This is a genomic window from Pseudomonas sp. UBA5666 (assembly GCF_002420785.1).
GTDB lineage: Bacteria > Pseudomonadota > Gammaproteobacteria > Pseudomonadales > Pseudomonadaceae > Aquipseudomonas > Aquipseudomonas fulva.
This window is the reverse complement of the sequence record NZ_DIIQ01000024.1, coordinates 80,638-99,043: the sequence shown is the minus strand read 5'-3', so window position 1 is coordinate 99,043 and position 18,406 is coordinate 80,638. Positions and strand designations below refer to the sequence as shown.

Below are 18,406 nucleotides of genomic sequence, written 5' to 3'. Positions count from 1 at the left end.
AAGCCTGCTTAGCCTGCTGGGCGCCTGCAGTGAAGAGCCTGCCACTACCAACGACAACGCCGGGCATGGACATTCCCACGACTGATTAAGCAGAGCCACGGATGGCTCTACCTCGCACAATCTAAGACCTTGGGATGTCGCGCAGGCGTCTCATGGTCTATAAAACGATATGCACCAGTTGACCATAAAGGGGTCGAGGGCATGCGTTTCACGCAGTGGCTAGGGATCAAGGGAGACACCGCCGGAATCGTGCAATACGACCTGCTGCGCTGGTTTTCACTGGTCAGTGTCTTGATCATCACCTTCGTTGCGTTGGGGCTGGGATTTATCGCTTCACGGTTCGTGGTGAACGAAAGCATCCAGCGTGATGCGGCACTCACAGCTCAGTTCATCCAGTCGCTGGCCTCGACCGAAGTTGGCACTCACCATTTGCCGCAGCATCAGATGGGCGAAATGCTCGATCCCCGAGCGGATCTGGTTTATTCCAACGTAACCCGATCGAAGCGCCAGATGGCACGTCGAGAGTTTCTTGAGCACATTGAGAACATCGCCCGGCAGCCGGACACCTTGCTGGTAACCATCTACGCACCTGATAACGTTGTCATCTGGTCGAGCAATCCAGCGCTGATGGGGACCACGGTGGACGAGGACGACCAGCTCAACGAATCATTTGCCACCAAAGCCCGCATATTCGCGACCTACCATGACGTGGTGCCTGAACGCGAAGAGCAGAAGTTTCCGCGACCACCTAAGGGTTTTTTCATCGAAAATTACATTCCGATGCTCAACGCATCGGGTGATGCCGTGGCGATGATCGAGATCTACAAAGAACCTTCAGATCTGGTGGCCAGAACCCAACATGGCTACATCCTGATGTGGCTCGCTACGTCGGTCGGCGGCGCATTGATCTATTTGGCTCTGTACCGCATCGTGCGCCGCGCTTCAGCCATCCTGGCGGCTCAGCAAAAGCAGATCATGCAAAACGAGGCCTTTGTCGCCATGGGCGAGATGTCCGCAGCGGTAGCTCACAGCCTGCGTAACCCATTGGCAAGTATTCGCTCCAGTGCTGAGTTGGTTCAGGAAATCGCCCCGCCCAATGTCCACCGCAACGTCGCCGACATCATTCTTCAGGTCGATCGAATGGCCTCATGGGTGCGAGACCTCCTTGCCACCTCAAGCCCATCAGCGGCCGCAGCCGAGCCTGTCGATCCCATCGCCGCTATCCATGAAACGTTGGCCGCCTACCAACCTCAAATCAGAGCTTGCCAGGTCAACGTCGAGTTGGCCCTTCCAGAGACAGCCCAACCGGTAGTGAGCCAGCGGGTCCTTTTACTTCAGGTGCTGAACAGTCTTGTTTCCAACGCGCTGGAGGCGATGCCAAAGGGCGGAAAGCTCAGCATTGAGCTAACCCGTGCCGAGTCCAGTCGCAAGTTCGCGATCATCGTGAGCGACACCGGAGAGGGCATGTCCGAGGCTCAGCGCAAGCGACTCTTTCAACCCTTCACCACAACGAAGCGAGGGGGCCTGGGCGTAGGGCTCGTCATGGTGAAGCGAATCATGGAGCGCTTTGGGGGAGCCGTTGATATTCACAGCACACAGGACCAAGGGACCCGGGTTGAGCTAACGCTGCAGCTGGCCAGCTAGATTCATTGTTTTGTCTTGTCCAGGCTCTCCAGACATTTCGCCAGCTCGTTCCCTACGCGTGAAAGCAACTCTCCGTAGCCCCCAGCTTTGGCAGCGACGCCGTAACCCAACGCATCGAGCTCAGCAAAGCGCACCGGAAGCCCCGCCGCCAGCGTGTCGCTCAGCGTCGGTCGTACGGGAGGCTCGCTGAAGAGGCAGCTGGGACCTGCAGCCTCAAGCTTGGCTCGCATGTCTGCGACATGTCGCGCACCTGGTCTCACCTCACCGCCGATCGCCAGGACGCCCGTGTGGTTCAGGCCGTACGCTTCCTCGAAGTAGTCGAAGGTCTGGTGGAAGACGAAGAAAGGTTTGGCCGCAAGCGGCTGCAGGCGAGCCTTGAGTTCTTGATCCTGTTTGCTCATTCGGGCATCAAACGCCTCGACGTTCGCTTGATAGCGAGTGGCGTTCTGAGGATCAACTGCGGACAGGTCAGCGGCCATCTGCCTGGCGATCACCACCGCGTTGCTCGGGCGAAGCCAAAGGTGGGCGTCAACAGAGCCGGGGCGGTGCTGATCGTCATGATCGTCGCCCTCAGGGACCTTGTTCAGTACTTCGTCGTGACCATGTTCAGCGTGGTCATGCTCCTCGCCGAAGTGGCGTAGGTGCAGACCTGGCAGATTCTGGATGGCTACGGTCTTTCCGCTGCGGGCAGAGAGACTTTTGGCGAGATAAATTTCGAGATCCGGCCCAATCCAGTAAACGACATCTGCAGCCTGAATATCTCGAACCGTTGAAGGCTTGAGCGAGAAGCTATGTGCTGACGAACCGGCGGGTACCAGGACTTCGGCATCGCCTACACCGTCCTGAACTTCTGCAGCGATGAGCTGGAGAGGCTTGATGCTGGTCACAACCTTAACTTCGGCGGAAGCGGCAGCACTGGTTACAGCCAGAATGAGGGAAGCGCCGATGATCGACACGGTGTGGCGGTTTTTCATAAGTGCTCCATTTGGGAAGTGCTGAGGTGCGTCGAGCCTTGTGCTAGGAGCGAGGCCATTTCCGGTGTTCGTCATCGATCACAAACGGATGAGCGTGAGATTTTCCATCTGCAACATGGGGATGATCTTCAGAAAGGTCGTCGTGATGATGCGCCACGACCTCGTGATCATAATCGGGATGCCAAATCCATTTGCTCAATAGCCAGGCACCCCCAGCCAGCAGACCTAGACCGATGAACCCAGCGGTGAGGCTGACGCTGGCTCCCAACCATCCGGCCAGCGGATAGGTGATCAGCCAGCAGGCATGGGACAACGCGAACTGAGCAGCGAACAGCGCCGGTCGATCTTGGGCAGAGGAGGACCGTCGCAGGATCCGTCCAGATGGCGTCTGAGCCAGGGAGTAGCCAGCGCCCAGTACCACCCACAACGCAATCAAGGCCGAATAGCTGGACACGAAGGCCCCGACTAGCAAACCGGCCACCAGGATCGCTCCGCCGGCCAACATAGCCTTGCGATCGTCCAGGTGCTCCAGTAGTCGCGGGAGCACCAACGCAATGACCATCGAGCCACCTCCGAAGGCCATCAACGCCATAGCCATTGCGCTCTGGTCCAGCCCAAGCTTCGCCTGTACCAGCACGACCGTATTCACAATCACCATCGCGCTGGCAGCAGCAATGGCCAGGTTAAGGGCAAGCAGGCCGCGCAGGCGCGGAGTATTCAGGAAAATCCGCAGGCCTTTGGTCGTACGCTCGTAAATGCTCCGCTTGGGTCCACGAACCGCTACCGGCAGTACTGCTGAAACCACCATGGCAGCTGAAACGAGAAAACCCACGACAGTGCCACCAAACAGGCTGTGGAAGCTCACCACGGTCAACAGTGCAGCCGCGAGCATCGGGCTGATGACGCTCTCCAGGTCGTAAGCCAGACGCGAAAGCGACAGCGCCCGAGTGTACTCACGCTCATCGGGAAGGATGTCGGGGATGGTGGCCTGAAAGGTTGGGGTGAATGCGGCGGAAGCAGACTGCAGCACGAAAATCAGTACGTAGACCTGCCAGATTTCCGTGACGAAGGGCAGTAGCAGCGCCACCGCTGCCCTGACCAGGTCGAGGAAGACCAGCATGGCTTTCCTGGGCAGGTGCTCGGCGAACGCCCCGGCGATCGGGGCCACAACAATGTAAGCCACCATCTTGATCGCGAGCGCAGTACCCAGGACCGCGCCGGCTTGCGCGCCGGCCAAATCGTAGGCCAGCAACCCAAGCGCCACCGTCGCCAGGCCGGTGCCGATCAGGGCGATCACCTGAGCGATAAACAGGTGCCTGTAAGTGCGGTTTTTCAGGACGGAGAGCATGGCACCTCTGTGCACGGCTGTAGGCGATCCTATCGCCTTGGTTACATCACGAGGCAATAGCGTATCCCCCCTGGGGGGATGTGGTCAACGCGACAACCTGTAATTCAAACCCTCCCGCAAATACCCGTTGCTTTTGGCTCAATCTTGGTTAATGTAGTGAAAGATACGTTTTGTGTTGAGTATATTACATGATCGATTGGTTGCTCCTGATTCTCGGGCTACCCACGGCCAATGCCACCGAGCGCATGCGTGCCTGGAGAACCCTCAAGGCCTCTGGCGCAGCTGTGCTGCGGGATGGCGTGTATCTGTTGCCTGACCAAAGCGCGGGCCGCGAGACATTTGAAGCCGTGGAGCGAGATGTGCTGGCCATCAACGGCACGGCATTTCTGCTGTCGCTGCCTGAGCGCAAGGAGCGCTTCAGTGGGCTGTTCGACAGAAGTGACGAATACGCCAAGTTCCTCGAAGAGATTGCAGGTTGCCGAGGGGAGCTTTCGCCAGACAACGCACTGCAGACGGCAAGGCAGGTGCGCAAACTGAGAAAGAGCTTCACTCAGTTGGCGGCGATCGACTTCTTCCCTGGCGTATGGAAGGGGCAAGCCGACTCGGCCCTGCAGGAATTTGAGACCGCGATTAGCCGTGCACTGTCGTCCGATGAGCCGAGTGCGCACGACGAGGTCATCAATCGGCTAGAGCGCAGCGAATACCAGGGGCGGACTTGGGCAACTCGAAAGCGCCCATGGGTGGATCGCTTGGCCTGTGCGTGGCTGATCCGTCGTTTCATCGATGCCGATGCACAGTTCTTGTGGCTAGAGAGTCCCAGCGACTGCCCTGGAGATGCACTGGGCTTCGATTTTGATGGGGCCAGATTCAGCCATGTCGGCCAGCGGGTGTCCTTTGAAACCCTTATCGAGAGCTTTGACGTTCAGCAGCCAGGTCTGGCACGCCTGGCAGGTGTCATTCACTACCTGGACGTTGGAGGTATCCAACCCTCCGAGGCACCCGGTATCGAGCGTGTCCTCGCAGGCTTGAGAGAAAGCATTGGCGATGACGATCAACTGACAACGGTCGCCGGAGGCATCTTCGATGGCCTGCTGACGGCTTTCGCAAGCGAGGAAACCCCAAATGGTTGATAGTCCCTCCGCAGTGGGTGAACAGCCGCCATCGAAAGCGACTCAGCAGCCGATCGGCCTCTATGAAGCCTTCCTGTTCTGGCTCAAGCTGGGCTTCATCAGCTTTGGCGGGCCCGCCGGGCAAATCTCGATCATGCACCAGGAACTGGTTGAGCGCCGGCGCTGGATCAGCGAGAAGCGATTTCTGCACGCGCTGAACTACTGCATGTTGTTACCTGGGCCTGAAGCCCAACAGCTCGCGACTTACATCGGCTGGCTTATGCACCGCAGCTGGGGCGGGGTTATTGCCGGTGCATTGTTCGTGCTGCCTTCGCTATTCATCCTGATTGGACTGTCCTGGGTCTACATTGCTTTTGGCGAGGTGCCGGTAGTCGCGGGAATCTTCTACGGCATCAAACCGGCAGTCACGGCCATCGTCGTACACGCTGCACACCGGATAGGTTCGCGAGCCCTGAAGAACGGCTGGCTGTGGGCCATGGCTGCGGCCTCCTTCGTGGCCATCTTCGCCCTTAACGTGCCGTTCCCGCTGATCGTGCTGGCGGCCGCCATCATCGGCTATGTAGGCGGTCGCTTCGCCCCAAGCAAATTCGTGATCGGCGGCGGTCATGGGGCGGCGAAAAACAGTTATGGACCAGCACTGATCGATGACGACACTCCAACCCCTGAACATGCGCGTTTCAGATGGAGCCACCTGGTACGTCTGCTGCTGATCGGCGCTGGGCTCTGGATCCTGCCCATGGGGCTATTGACGCTGTCGTTTGGTTGGGATGGCACCCTGACGCAGATGGGCTGGTTCTTCACCAAGGCCGCCCTGATGACGTTCGGCGGTGCCTACGCTGTACTGCCCTATGTCTATCAGGGGGCTGTCGGGCATTACGGGTGGCTGACACCAACACAAATGATCGATGGCCTCGCCTTAGGGGAAACCACGCCAGGCCCTCTGATCATGGTGGTTGCCTTCGTCGGATTCATCGGAGGCTACGTGCATCCGATGTTCGGGCTAGAGCACCCATTCCTCGCCGGTGCAGTCGCGGCGAGCCTCGTCACCTGGTTCACCTTCCTGCCCTCGTTCATCTTCATCCTGGCCGGTGGCCCGGTCGTGGAGTCGACACATAACGAGATGAAGTTCACCGCACCGCTGACAGGCATCACCGCCGCTGTGGTGGGGGTGATCCTGAACCTCGCCATGTTCTTCGGCTACCACGTGCTTTGGCCAACGGGCTTCAGTGGGGCGTTTGACTGGCCTTCAGCGGTGATAGCGGTTGCTGCAGCAATAGCCCTATTCCGCTTCAAGCGGGGTGTGATCCAGGTTCTATTTGCTTGCGCCCTGGCAGGTCTGGCAGTCCACATGCTGCGTATTTGATACCAGTTGCCGACCGGCACATCGTCGGTCGGGTTTTCATGACCTATCGCCTGCTGGCACCTTGTGAATCATTGAAGGGAAAAGAAGTTCGGATGGAGGTCCGCTTTGGGTCGATTGCGGTCATTCGCGAGCGACCCCTATCGATCCAAAGCTGCCTGCTACAGTAGTCGACGAAGACAGCCGACACGTCATAGTACAAGCGCTTGAGCGACGTCTGAAGGCCATCATTGAGGCCGCTTAGAGGAGCCGCCTTTGGTCTGCTGATCGTGAACGACACTGAAGTAGTTGCTTTGGTTTTTAACGAGTGGTGGCGAAAAATGAAATGCACAAGCCCTTTAACTCATCCACTCACGCGCAGATCGCGCTCAGCAGAAAAAATGATTTCTGTGACCTTGAGCTTTTCTTGCCGAGGCGAGAGATGGATGCTGTAACAAGCCCCACCTACTACCTTATAGATATAACCCTCTTCAGCTCCTGAATCGCATTCAGCAATGCTCACTTCCTGGAGCGGTTCCATCACCCAGTCCTTCCCGCCTCTCATGTGACCAGGAGACATCAGGTGAGCCTGCGCAAGCCATGAGCGGTCATCAAGCTCCGAAAGCATCTGTTGAAGAATCGGTACCGTAGGGATCATCAGCATGCTGCCCACGATGTCATCACCATAGTCACGCACGAGCTCCACGTAAAACCATGGGTGGTGCAGTTCCAGCTCAATAAATTTCCAGCGGCGACTGGAAGGCTCTCCGAAAATGTCGGCTGAGCTGAGTTCGGCGTGCCTGTAGGTCTTGAACATCGAAAAATCCTCAAAATATTAACAATAGTTAATGGATGTCCGACGTTCAAGACGGCTTCATCATTCCTTTTGTAGGAATGAAAAAATGGAACTGAAACAGGCATTTGGGAAAGCAATGAGGCAGCTTAGAAAATCCCGCAACCTCAACCAAGAAGATTTCGGTGGCCACAGCAGCCAAACCTACCTCAGTCAACTGGAAGCCGGTGGAAAAGGCCCTACCCTCGAAATGGTGCATGGGCTCGCCACTGTCATGAATGTTCATCCTTTGACGATCTTGACCCAGTGCTACCTTTTTATGGACAAGGATGCCACTCTGGATTCAATCATTCAGCGCGTTCGTGAGGAGCTCAGCGTGACGCCATCTGACCGATGAGGATGGGCACCTGCCCCCTTCAGCTTGGGCTGAGATGTACTGTCTGATGCAACCAAAGTCTGCGCTGCCTGAGCCAGTGGCTGGGTTGCGCCTGGGCCCTACCTATGCAGAAAAGGAGAGACATTGAAAGGTCGGCGGAAGGTAAAGACTGAGAAGTGGCGTATCAAGTCGGAACAGGAAGGCAGCGCCCAAGAGCTTTTGCGAGGGCGGGCACAGACGCAAGGAAAGCTCCTCGATATCGCGGCACAAGCCGGCAAGAGAATGGAGCCCGTTGGCCGACTTGCCGGTTGAGAGATACGCTTTCACATTTGAGGTGTGCAAATGAACGATCCACATATACTGGCGCTTTGCCCCAGTTCACCGTTGGGGTGCTGGAGCATCGGCCACCGATGCTTCAAGGGAAGGTGCGAGCAAATCGGGCACCTGGCAACGCGAGTACTTGGCAGTCGAGTACTTGCCGCACAATGGCTATACAAGCCAGCGATCGGCCTAAGGCATCAAGTGCCTTGCAACATCTTGGAAACCCGATCGGGCTACCAGCAGGTGGTGACACTTCTAGGTCGAATTGAGTACGGTGTCTACGCTTAACGCCGGTAGGTTCATATCCAGACGACCTGTCAACCCGCATGACATAGGATTAGCTGTGTCTGTCGCAGAATCTATTTCGAACCGTATAAAGCGCATGCCTAAGGGAAGGCCCTTTGTTAGGGCGGTATTCGAGCGAGCGGGCTCCCGCTCTGCGGTGAACAAAGCTCTGTCTCGGATGGTACTCAGGGGTTACCTAGAGCGTGTGGCCCGCGGCGTTTACATGCGTCCCAAGTACAGCCAATACACGGGCAAAAGGGTTCGAGCCAACCCGATTTCTGTAATGGAAGCTGTTGCCAGGGCAAGAGGCGAGACTATCCAGATCCATGGTGCAGAAGCTGTTCGTCGACTTGGACTGAGTGTTCAGATGCAGGTTTTGCCTACTTACTACACCAGTGGAGCGACCCGTGAGATCAAGATAGGTAGCGCGGTTGTTCGGCTGCGCCATGCGTCTCGCCAACGACTCCAGCAAGCAGGAACGCGAATAGGTACGGCCCTGACTGCTTTTTTCTATCTCGGAGAAAATGGGGTGAATGAGCAGGTCGCGAGCAAGATTGCCAACTCGCTCAGCGCTGAAGAACTCAAAAAGCTCATGGCATGCAAAATGCCCAAGTGGATGCGCTCAGCACTGGCCAACTGCGCTAGAAATGCGAACTGAAAGATTTAGGGAACAATAAAATTCTCGATTCAAGATACAACTAACATCTCCGTTGTCGCGACCGATTCTGGAATTCAGGCTCCGACAATTGCACTAAAAGTCGTTCGGGATATAAACAATAAAGTTTGGGCATCGACCACGAGAAAGAGAGATTGATATTTTTGGTGCCTCCACTGACCTCGCCAAATTTCGTTGAGCAGGTTCAATTGGTCAGTCATCGCGTAGCTCGGCGGCACGCCGAACGAAAGCTACTTCTGATCAGCATCATCTGGACGCTTGTCGTTCAGGGAGACAATATCGAACTCGTCGCTAAAAAAGACGCGTCACCTGCCTGAATTACCACGAGAGGCTCCGCATATCTTATTCGTCACTATCCGCATTGTAAAACTTGAATGCCATTTTCGATTCAAGAGCAGTCAGAGTTGTGCAAACATGCTTTGATTTAGGCTGAATTTATACTCCACCTTAATCAATAGACGAGTGATGCATAGCTGATACTCTCAGACTAGCAACTAGGAGGAGCCACCACAATCCGTACTGCAGTTGGGGTGGCGGCCCCGTCAAATTAGCGTAAACAAGGGAGCTTTGGCTAGACGCTCTCGCTTTGCAAACTATATCGCGGCCCGCTGACGTGCCTGCTCTCTTGCCTGTAACTGCAGAGCTAGGGTGGCTTGAATCTCGCTGTATAATTGCGCCTGCTCGTTATCACGGTCTGAAACCGTCACTACAAGCGCGTATGGTTCTTCAACCAGCACATCCGGATGTTTCCACTCCCGATCCTGGCGAATTACCACCACGAACCACTTCTCGTCCGGATTGCGCTGCTTGAAGGTCCATTTTGAGGATTGCACAGTACCTCTGCTTCGCAGCTGCGCAGAGATATCACGATTGGCGGCTGCATCGTCGTTTCGTGTCTCTGTTTCGTCCTGGTTTTCCTTGTTGAAGTGCGCCTGCACTTCATCAAGCGACTTACCTTTGACCAACCTGTAGCTAATCTGCGTGGCGAGATAATCCAACCGCGTGGTTCTCACAGCTGGCGAATAAGCGAGGGTCACGCTCAATTCCCTCAGCCCTCTCGCTTTGCGCAGATAAGACGCTGGCAGTGGCAACTCGAAGAACTGGCAGGCGTCTTTTTCAATCGTCTCCTCGCACATTAGCACTACGCAGTGATCTGAGGATCGAAACAAATCGCTTTCGTTCACCTGCCCATAGCCGGCAACGTCGCGAGAAATCTCACGGTTATAGGTGGCTTTGTTGACCTTGTATCCCTTCCTCATTTCGTCAGGGAAAGCGGTCTCAATCTCGCTCGGCAGCGATGCGTGACTCACCAGCATCGCTCGCAGCAAGTTGGCCGAGGCGTCCGGATATTCATTGAGTAAACGGCCGGAAAGGTAGGTGATGTAGGGGGCAGAGAAACTAGTACCGCAGATTTCTTTGAACAGCGTATTGCCCTGAAACTGGTAGTTCAAGGTCAGAACGCCCAGGCCGCGCATTTCCGTCTTCCACTGGTTGTTCCTGAAATGTACCGGGCACGCCAGGTTTCCTCCATGAGCCACCAGCTCCGGCTTCAACGCGCCTTTAACCGACGGGCCATGCCGCGTGAATGGTGATGGCTGATTCTCACAGGACGGGGATAGTTGATGAATTTCAGGATAACGCTGACTATCCACGGTGGCATCGTGTCGGGCAATACTGCCTACCGTTAGCACGTTCATCGCAGGTGCTGGATCAATGATGACGCTGCTCTCGTGCAACAGGTATTCTGGGTACTCTTCGCGCCAGCTATTGATAGGTACAGCTGGGTCAGATGACCCCATGAAGTTACCGGTCGAGACTACGAACAGGACGTTGTGCTTACGCGCAAGCACATCCAGGATGTAAGCCAACCCGCGAACGTGGCTGCCGTCATAGGGAGCATTACTGTTCCCCAATGAGAGGTTGAAGATCCTGCACCCTAAACCTACGAAGTGCTCAACAGCCTCCGTCAGAGTAGCCTCAACGGTGTGCTCGTCGTAAATAGGATTTTCGGTATCTGGACATTTCCGCATGACCTTGCCGTTGTAGAGCCAAAACTCCGGACGCCAGTAATTACTGCGGTCACAAGCTTCAACGTCACCATACAGAGCGATGCCGGCTACAGCGGTACCATGCCCCACTTCATCAAACTCGTCTTGGCCTTCAACGAATGATTCACTCTCGGCAATTGCGGATCTAAGAAGTGGATGGTTCGTATTGATCCCACTGTCGAGAATGCATACTCGTGCTGCTTCGAGAGCAGGTTGCGGAATATTGCCTGGAAGCTCAGCTATATCTCGGTTCAGCTGGGCATAAGTGATGCCAGTCTGCGGTATCCGATCGACCAGACGCACATCGCTGTGATTCAAAAGTAGGTCAGCCTGCGCCTGCGTAGCTTCGACGCGATACATGACCAAGCTGTCGTAATTCAGCTTGTGCACTGTCTGGATGCCAGCCTCTTCCAACCATTTTTCAAAACCCGTGACGAGGCGAATCCGTGCTGGGTGATTCATGACGTAGTGAGGCCATAGCTCAACATCCAGCTTGAAGTGCTCCCCCTCGGGGAGACCAAGATTGCGCAGCGCCCAGCTCTTCCTATCCTCGGCAGACCAGGCGTCGATACCCTCGATGGCTTCGAGAATCTGCTTATAGCTTACGGTCTGACCCAGGACGCCGAGCTTGTTCAGGTGATCTTGGAAAACCGCTAGGCCCTGCTCGGTGGCGAAGACGACACACACCTGCTTGCTTTCCTGACTGATGAACTCCAGGCCATGCTTTTGGAGATTTTCGAAGGTCATCGCGCCGTCGTACTGCAACTTAAGCACGAAAGGGGAGTTTTCTGCAGACTTGATTTGCTGGCGCGCAATGCCTGCGGCAGTGGCGAAGTAGCCGTTCAGCTTTTGACCATGCCCGCGCAAGTCACCACGCTTGGCGAACTTCGGCGGATTTTTTGTCCGGCGGGCATTGTCGAGATTTTCGCGCTCAAAGCTCAGGTGCTTGTACGTTGCCATTCATCGTCCTTGATTGCAGCGGATCAGTGTTTTCGAAGCCCCTCTCGCACCAGTGCACTACGAAGCTCTTTGATGGTGAGGAACTCTTGGTTTCGCAATATCATACGCTTAATGGCACGCCGAACAACTCGTTCGACATCGGCACCACTTTTCCCTTCAAGCTCTGCCAGCAACTCGCCGTCATCTAGCTCAAATTGTCGGCGAATACCCCGCAACTTTAGCTGCAACAACGAGGTAAGCTGTTTCCTATCAGGAAGTGGAAATTCAATGGCGTCATCAAACCGGCGCCAAATTGCTGAATCAAGAATACTTTCGTGGTTGGTCGCTGCCAAAATGAGGCTCTGACCATCGTAAGCATCCATCATCTGCAATACAGCATTGACCACACGGCGGAGCTCACCGTGATCAGAACTATCACCACGCTCTTTGCCAATCGCATCAAACTCGTCAAACAAAACAACCAACTGATGCCTGGAAATGAACTCAAACACCTTTCGCAGGTTGGCGGCAGTTTCTCCGAGGAACGACGACACCAGTGCGTCGAGCCGGACGATAGCCAGTGGCCGGTCCAACTCGAAGGCGATCACTTCAGCCGCAAGAGTCTTACCGCAACCTGGTGGACCGAAGAAAATGACCTTGCCTGATGGCTTCATGCCGTAACTGCGAAGGACCTCAGAACGGCGATGCTCCTCAAGCATCTCCTCGATCATGACGGCACTGCTCTCAGGGAGGATGATCTCTTCAAGCGATCGCTTGGGCGGCCTAATATCGAGAAGCGGAAGTCCACGCTCCTTATCTACAGGAATGTCAGCGGTAAATTGCGGTTTACGTGCGGACTGAACATGCATGTCGCCGCCGTAAAGAATCTGTTCCAAATCGTTGGCCAGAAGGTGGTGCTGTTTTTGCCGCTCTTCTTCGATAATAGCTTCCGAAGCACGACGGAAGGCCGCCTGATCTCCGAGCGTTCCGGCCTTGAAGAGCTGCCGTAGTATTTTTCCGTTAGCCATTTGATATGGTCCTGCAATTAGGTTGTTTCTCAGAGTCGTCAACTCATGAAACCAATTCTTGCCCTAAGCAGTACAACTAACAGGCTGAATCAATGAGAGCTAACATGAACGGACTCCTTTCCAATAATTACTATAGTGCAAACTCTAAAAACTCTTACACCAAGCTTACTGCAAGAGTATCGCCTAGGGTGGCTATTTGTCCAGTATTTCCAAAGCCTCAGCTCGGATTTTCAATGACAGTCGACGAGCGGCTTTGCTTGCGAGGACGATGAGCCGCCCTCTGTAAAAATGCCACTCCAAGGATAGCCAGGTACCCGCGAACCAGCATGCTGGCCGGGAGAACCTGCAAGCATCTGCAACTAGATAACTTTCGCTAAAATTAAAAAGTCGAACACCAAGCATGATCCATGCGTGCACCAGAACACCTACAAATTCTGCAATCTTATACAGCTATCAAACTTTTCAGCTGTCTGTTCAGCATGTAGGGTGCTTAGGACCTGCAGTTTTAGAGATTAGAGTTGCGCCACAAATGCGATGACCGGCGAACCGCGCTTTCTGCCAGATGAAAAAAGTTAAGTTTCGAGGTTACATCCGGCCCCAAAAGCGCCAAAAGGTTACTAAAGTTTAGACAAGGCAACGTTTTTTAGATTTTTTGCCATTGCCGATAGGCTGGAGCCCAGAACTTTAGGGGGAAAATCGCTCAATCAGAAAACGCAACCAAAAACTAATAGCGCAGATAGGCGTATTGAGCCAAAACCAAGCCTCTAATTCAGATAGGTAAAGACATCGACGATCGCCCCAGCGGGTCGGCCAGGGGTCGGGTGTCGTTGAACAAAGTGGACCATTCTACGCCAACGCGCAGTATTTGATAGGAGGCGCCGCGCCGGCGGCGCAGGCCTGAAGCGGTGGTCCGGCAGCAGCGGCCTTGCCCTGTAGTCGCGCCTGGCGAGCAGCCCTTGTTCAGACGTGACGCTGGCGCGCCTTGCCCCGTGGCAGCCGGCAACGGTCGCCCTGCTCGGCCAGGCGCGCGGCCCAGGCGGACTTGACGCAGAACCCGTCCGGGCGCGCAGGTTGCGCAGCGGCGACACGATTGACAGAGGTGCCGGACGTGACCGATGCCGCCGCCGGGCGCGGTGCGTCGGCAACGACTGCAGCTGGGACGGGTGCCTTGGCAGACGTGCGCAGCTCGGCCAGCGATGGCGCCTTGCGCTTGGTTGACGTGGCCGCCTCGGGCTTTGCCAGCGAGCGTTGGCACGATTTGCAGGATACGTCCTCGGTCACGGCAGAGCTGACAAGGGTCTGACTGCTGCGCCCACAGGCGGAATCGAGGCCATTGATGGAAAAATGAGTAACCAAAACCGAACATCTCCCAAGCAGTGTCATGTAAAGCGGGCGGCATTCTCGCACAGCAGGCACGTGCTTGCCGAATACGAGCGGTCGGAAGCATGAATGGCACTGGCACTTTGCCATAATGCGAGGCATGCTAGCCGGTTTCGAGTGGTCGGCTTATAGTGCGCCACCGCGCATCGGTTACCTCATAAAAAAAGCATACGCCATGCCCGACCCCTCCCTGCCATCGCCAGGCCCATCGCAGGATCGACGCTTGATCAAACTCACTCCACCGCCGTCATCGCGTAGCGCGTCCAAGGCGCCCGCTGCCAGTCTGCGCGGGTCGATCAAGGGTGCGCTGGCACTGCTCGCCCTGATTCTGCTCGGGTTGCTGCTGTGGCAGCTGTTCGCGCAGTTCAGCCTTACCCAGGCCGAGCTGCGCGACAAGCGTTTGGAAGACACGACCGAACTGGCGGACCACCTGGGTTTGAACATGGCGCTCAAGGCGCAGCAAGCCATCAACCTGCTCCAGCCCTATCCCACCGTGGCGGCACCGGCAGCTGGCGGCTTGGTGGATACGCTGCGCGAACGAATGCCCGCGCTGCGCAGCGTGGTCTGGATAGACGGAGCCGGGCAGATCGTTGCCGACAGCGCACCTGCCAGCGACGATCACGCAGTCGTCGGTGAGGTGCTGAGGCTCAACCAAGAGCGGCCCTATTTCTTTACCAATGCGCCCAGCAACGCCAGCGTGTACCTGTTGCTGAGCCAGTCGCCAGGCCAAGGCCATTGGCTGCTGCGCTTGTCACCTGATTATTACCGCGCGCTTACCGGCCATCTGCATGAGGCCGATCAGCTGTTGTGGCTGCTGGAAAACAGCCGTACGGGCGAGGTGCTGCAACGCTACCTGGCCTCCGAGCGCCCCGACGCGCCCTTGCAGAGCGTCATGCTGGCGTTCATCGACAATAGTGCCTGGCAACTGCGCGGCCTGTTCGATGCTGAACAGGCGCGCAACGACCTGCTGCCTGCCTTGATAGGCAAATGCCTGCTGGTGCTGTTCTGCGCCCTGCTCCCGGTCCTGGCCCTGGTCAACATGCGCCGCCGCCAGCGGGCCTTGCAGGAAGATCGCCGGCGCTATCAAGAGATCTTCGAAGGTACAGGTGTGGCCCTGTGCGTGCTCGACCTGTCCAGCTTGCCCGGCCAACTGGACCGCTATCACCTGCGCAACCGCGCCGCACTCAAGCACAGCCTGATGCTGGACCCTCAACTGCGCCGCTCGCTCCTGGCGCAACTGAAGATCACCGAAATCAACCAGGTGGCGCGCCAGCTGCTTCATATCGAAGATCACCAGCAAGCCTGGCAGCGCCTGATCGACGACAGCGGCGACGGCCAGGACAGTGTCGGTATGCAGTTGCTCGACGCCTTGATCGACCAACGCCCGTCCCTGGAGCTCGAGGTGCGCCTGCCTGCTGCGCATGGCGGCGAGCTGCACCTGTGGCTGACAGCGCGCCTGCCGCAATTGCGCCGCAATTACCAGGCCGTGATCCTCAGCATCAGCGACATCACCAGCCGCAAGAAAGTGGAGCTCTCGCTGCTCGAACGCGAGCGGTTCTGGTCGGACGTGGTGCGTACCGTGCCGGATCAGCTCTACGTCCAGGATATCCACAGCCAGCGGATGATCTTCAGCAACCGTCACCTGGGCCAGACGCTGGGGTATGACCGCACGGAACTGGCCCGCATGGGCGACCGCTTCTGGGAGCTGCTGCTGCACCCCGAAGACGCTGCGCATTACCAGGACCTGCGCCAACAGCAGCTCGACAACGGCCATGACTTGCCGCTGCATTGCCAGCTGCGTTTCCGGCACCGCGATGGCAACTGGCGCTGCTACGACATACGCGAGCAGGTGCTGGCGCGTGACGCCGACGGCCGGGTGACGCGCATCATCGGCGTGGGCAAGGACGTGACCGTGCAGATCGAGGCGAGCCAGTCGCTGCGCGACAGCGAACAGCGCTACCGGATGCTGGCCGAAAGCATCAGTGACGTGATCTTCTCCACCGACAGCCAGCTCAAGCTCGACTACGTAAGCCCCTCGGTGCAAAGCGTGCTGGGCTATCACGCCGACTGGATCTTCGCCAACGGGTGGCATTCGATCATCGCCAACCCCGCCCAGCTCACTGGCATCTACGGGTTGATGGAGCGGGTAAGCAAGGCGATGGACGATCCGGCTCAACTGGCCGAACTGCGTGGCCAGTTGCCGACCCAGCTGTTCCTGTTCGACTGCCTGCGCGCCGACGGCCGCAAGATCCCCATCGAGTTGCGCCTGGTACTGGTCTGGGATGACGATCAGCGTTTCGAGGGCGTACTGGGGGTAGGTCGCGACATCAGCCAGCAGCGCCGGGCGGAGAAAGACCTGCGCATGGCTGCGACGGTTTTCGAGCATTCGACTTCGGCCATTCTGATCACCGACCCTGCCGGCTACATTGTGCAGGCCAACGAGGCTTTCAGCCGGGTCAGCGGCTACGCAGTCAGCGAGGTGCTGGACCAACTGCCGAGCATGCTGGTGATGAACGACCAGCAGCAGGCGCACCTGCGCTACATCCTCAAGCAGCTCAACCAGCGTGGCAGCTGGGAGGGCGAGGTGTGGCTCAAGCGCCGTGATGGCGATCACTACCCGGCCTGGGTAGGCATCACTGCCGTGCTGGACGATGAAGGCGACCTGGCCAGCTACGTGTGCTTCTTTACCGACATCAGCGAACGCAAGGCCAGCGAACAGCGCATTCACCGCCTGGCCTACTACGACGCCCTGACCCACTTGCCCAACCGTACGTTGTTCCAGGACCGGCTGTACAACGCCTTGCAGCAGGCCGAGCGGCAGAAGGCCTGGGTGGTGTTGATGTTCCTGGACCTGGACCGTTTCAAGCCCATCAACGACTCCCTGGGCCATGCCGCGGGCGATCGCATGCTCAAGGACATGGCCCTGCGCTTGCTGGCCTGCGTGGACGAGGACGATACGGTCGCGCGCATGGGCGGCGATGAATTCACGCTGCTGCTCCAGCCTCGGCCTACTCGCGAGCTGGCATTGAACCGCGCCATTCACGTGGCCGAAAACATCCTGGGCAGCCTGGTCAAGCCGTTCGTGCTGGAGAACCGCGAGTTCTTCGTCACGGCCAGCATCGGCATCGCACTCAGCCCGCAGGATGGCGGCGAGTTGAGCCAATTGATGAAGAACGCCGACACCGCCATGTACCACGCCAAAGAGCGCGGCAAGAACAACTTCCAGTTCTACCAGGCTGAAATGAACGCCAGTGCCCTGGAGCGCCTGGAACTGGAAAGCGATCTGCGCCATGCCATGGAGCAGAACGAATTCATTCTGTATTACCAGCCGCAATTCAGCGGCGACGGCAAGCGCCTGACCGGCGCCGAGGCACTGCTACGCTGGCGGCACCCTACCCGCGGCCTGGTGCCACCGGGCGACTTCATTCCCGTCATCGAAGAGCTGGGCCTGGTGGTGGACGTGGGTGACTGGGTACTGCGCGAAGCCAGCCGACAATTGAAGGCCTGGCACAAGGCCAAGGTGCGTGTGCCGAAAGTGTCGGTCAACATTTCCGCGCGCCAGTTCTCCGATGGTCAACTGGGCACGCGGATCGCCAACATCCTGGAAGAAAGCGGCCTGCCACCGGCGTGTCTTGAGCTTGAGCTGACCGAAAGCATCCTGATGCGCGAAGTAAACGAAGCGCTGCAGATTCTGGCCAGCCTCAAGAACCTGGGCCTGAGCATCGCGGTGGACGATTTCGGGACCGGCTATTCCTCGCTCAACTACCTCAAGCAGTTCCCGATCGATGTGTTGAAGATCGACCGCACCTTCGTCGACGGCCTGCCCGAAGGTGAGCAGGATGCGCAGATCGCCAGGGCGATCATCGCCATGGCCCACAGCCTGAACCTGGCGGTCATCGCCGAAGGCGTCGAGACCCATGAGCAACTTGAGTTTCTGCGTGAGCACGGGTGCGACGAAGTACAGGGCTACCTGTTCGGGCGACCGATGCCGGCGCATCAGTTCGAGGCGCAATTCGCCAATGAGACGTTGTTCATGTTCAATTGAGTCGCCCCTGACCCTGCCCTCACGCGGCTGCCGAAACGCCAGCGGGGCCCATCACGCCCGGCCCGCCACCACGCACAGGC

The 18,406-nt window shown here is 57.2% G+C and carries 13 protein-coding genes; 7 read left to right on the top strand and 6 right to left on the bottom strand.

The genetic code is table 11. From position 1 onward, the window contains the following. The first annotated feature begins 201 nt into the window (after positions 1 to 201). Positions 202 to 1,644 carry a sensor histidine kinase gene (locus tag B2Y33_RS12420; RefSeq protein WP_046784609.1) on the top strand — a complete coding sequence of 481 codons (1,443 nt, stop codon included), beginning with the start codon at positions 202 to 204 and terminating at the stop codon, positions 1,642 to 1,644. Between the two features lie 2 nt (positions 1,645 to 1,646). On the opposite strand, the gene B2Y33_RS12415 is transcribed toward B2Y33_RS12420, so the two are convergent. Together B2Y33_RS12415 and B2Y33_RS12410 are read right to left on the bottom strand one after the other, a co-directional pair. Continuing rightward, positions 1,647 to 2,618, bottom strand: a complete 972-nt coding sequence (locus tag B2Y33_RS12415) for a zinc ABC transporter substrate-binding protein (RefSeq protein ID WP_046784610.1) — start codon at positions 2,616 to 2,618, stop codon at positions 1,647 to 1,649. Positions 2,619 to 2,661: 43 nt separating this feature from the next. Then, on the bottom strand, positions 2,662 to 3,966 hold the full coding sequence (locus tag B2Y33_RS12410) for an MFS transporter (protein ID WP_046784611.1): 1,305 nt from the start codon (positions 3,964 to 3,966) through the stop codon (positions 2,662 to 2,664). Positions 3,967 to 4,154: 188 nt separating this feature from the next. On the opposite strand from B2Y33_RS12410, the gene B2Y33_RS12405 reads away from it, so the two are divergent. Both B2Y33_RS12405 and chrA read left to right on the top strand, forming a co-directional pair. Next, a complete protein-coding gene (locus B2Y33_RS12405) occupies positions 4,155 to 5,096 on the top strand; it encodes a chromate resistance protein ChrB domain-containing protein (protein ID WP_144415396.1) in 942 nt (313 codons plus the stop codon). Then, the gene (gene chrA / locus B2Y33_RS12400) at positions 5,089 to 6,459 is read left to right on the top strand and encodes a chromate efflux transporter (RefSeq protein WP_046784612.1); all 1,371 of its coding nucleotides are present in this window, start codon (positions 5,089 to 5,091) and stop codon (positions 6,457 to 6,459) included. Before B2Y33_RS12405 ends, chrA begins: the two co-directional genes overlap by 8 nt. A 340-nt stretch (positions 6,460 to 6,799) precedes the next feature. Here chrA and B2Y33_RS12395 read toward each other — a convergent pair whose 3' ends face one another. After that, the gene (locus B2Y33_RS12395; RefSeq protein WP_046784613.1) at positions 6,800 to 7,252 is read right to left on the bottom strand and encodes a hypothetical protein; all 453 of its coding nucleotides are present in this window, start codon (positions 7,250 to 7,252) and stop codon (positions 6,800 to 6,802) included. An 85-nt stretch (positions 7,253 to 7,337) separates the two neighbouring features. On the opposite strand from B2Y33_RS12395, the gene B2Y33_RS12390 reads away from it, so the two are divergent. The 3 genes from B2Y33_RS12390 to B2Y33_RS12385 all read left to right on the top strand — a co-directional run bounded on the left by B2Y33_RS12390 (position 7,338) and on the right by B2Y33_RS12385 (position 8,868). Then, positions 7,338 to 7,625: a helix-turn-helix domain-containing protein gene (locus tag B2Y33_RS12390; RefSeq protein ID WP_046784614.1), complete on the top strand. Its 288-nt coding sequence runs from the start codon at positions 7,338 to 7,340 to the stop codon at positions 7,623 to 7,625. A 321-nt stretch (positions 7,626 to 7,946) separates the two neighbouring features. Further along, positions 7,947 to 8,213 carry an antitoxin Xre/MbcA/ParS toxin-binding domain-containing protein gene (locus tag B2Y33_RS23250; RefSeq protein ID WP_080952058.1) on the top strand — a complete coding sequence of 89 codons (267 nt, stop codon included), beginning with the start codon at positions 7,947 to 7,949 and terminating at the stop codon, positions 8,211 to 8,213. A gap of 55 nt (positions 8,214 to 8,268) precedes the next feature. Further along, complete coding sequence (locus B2Y33_RS12385; RefSeq protein ID WP_080952059.1) at positions 8,269 to 8,868, top strand: DUF6088 family protein; 600 nt, start codon at positions 8,269 to 8,271, stop codon at positions 8,866 to 8,868. A gap of 611 nt (positions 8,869 to 9,479) precedes the next feature. Here the strand turns inward: B2Y33_RS12385 and B2Y33_RS12380 are convergent. From B2Y33_RS12380 to B2Y33_RS12370, 3 genes are all read right to left on the bottom strand, one after another. After that, positions 9,480 to 11,894 carry a S8 family peptidase gene (locus B2Y33_RS12380; protein WP_046784616.1) on the bottom strand — a complete coding sequence of 805 codons (2,415 nt, stop codon included), beginning with the start codon at positions 11,892 to 11,894 and terminating at the stop codon, positions 9,480 to 9,482. Positions 11,895 to 11,917: 23 nt separating this feature from the next. Further along, complete coding sequence (locus tag B2Y33_RS12375; protein WP_046784617.1) at positions 11,918 to 12,901, bottom strand: AAA family ATPase; 984 nt, start codon at positions 12,899 to 12,901, stop codon at positions 11,918 to 11,920. A 960-nt stretch (positions 12,902 to 13,861) separates the two neighbouring features. Then, on the bottom strand, positions 13,862 to 14,257 hold the full coding sequence (locus tag B2Y33_RS12370) for a hypothetical protein (protein WP_028688085.1): 396 nt from the start codon (positions 14,255 to 14,257) through the stop codon (positions 13,862 to 13,864). A 199-nt stretch (positions 14,258 to 14,456) separates the two neighbouring features. On the opposite strand from B2Y33_RS12370, the gene B2Y33_RS12365 reads away from it, so the two are divergent. Then, on the top strand, positions 14,457 to 18,326 hold the full coding sequence (locus B2Y33_RS12365; protein ID WP_110606912.1) for a sensor domain-containing protein: 3,870 nt from the start codon (positions 14,457 to 14,459) through the stop codon (positions 18,324 to 18,326). Positions 18,327 to 18,406 lie beyond the last annotated feature (80 nt).

Coding starts and splice junctions, on each gene's coding strand:
- B2Y33_RS12415 (WP_046784610.1), bottom strand. CDS start 2,618: ATGAAAAACCGCCACACCGTGTCGATCATCGGCGCTTCCCTCATTCTG.
- B2Y33_RS23250 (WP_080952058.1), top strand. CDS start 7,947: ATGAACGATCCACATATACTGGCGCTTTGCCCCAGTTCACCGTTGGGG.
- B2Y33_RS12410 (WP_046784611.1), bottom strand. CDS start 3,966: ATGCTCTCCGTCCTGAAAAACCGCACTTACAGGCACCTGTTTATCGCT.
- B2Y33_RS12365 (WP_110606912.1), top strand. CDS start 14,457: ATGCCCGACCCCTCCCTGCCATCGCCAGGCCCATCGCAGGATCGACGC.
- B2Y33_RS12405 (WP_144415396.1), top strand. CDS start 4,155: ATGATCGATTGGTTGCTCCTGATTCTCGGGCTACCCACGGCCAATGCC.
- B2Y33_RS12390 (WP_046784614.1), top strand. CDS start 7,338: ATGGAACTGAAACAGGCATTTGGGAAAGCAATGAGGCAGCTTAGAAAA.
- B2Y33_RS12380 (WP_046784616.1), bottom strand. CDS start 11,894: ATGGCAACGTACAAGCACCTGAGCTTTGAGCGCGAAAATCTCGACAAT.
- B2Y33_RS12420 (WP_046784609.1), top strand. CDS start 202: ATGCGTTTCACGCAGTGGCTAGGGATCAAGGGAGACACCGCCGGAATC.
- B2Y33_RS12395 (WP_046784613.1), bottom strand. CDS start 7,252: ATGTTCAAGACCTACAGGCACGCCGAACTCAGCTCAGCCGACATTTTC.
- B2Y33_RS12375 (WP_046784617.1), bottom strand. CDS start 12,901: ATGGCTAACGGAAAAATACTACGGCAGCTCTTCAAGGCCGGAACGCTC.
- chrA (WP_046784612.1), top strand. CDS start 5,089: ATGGTTGATAGTCCCTCCGCAGTGGGTGAACAGCCGCCATCGAAAGCG.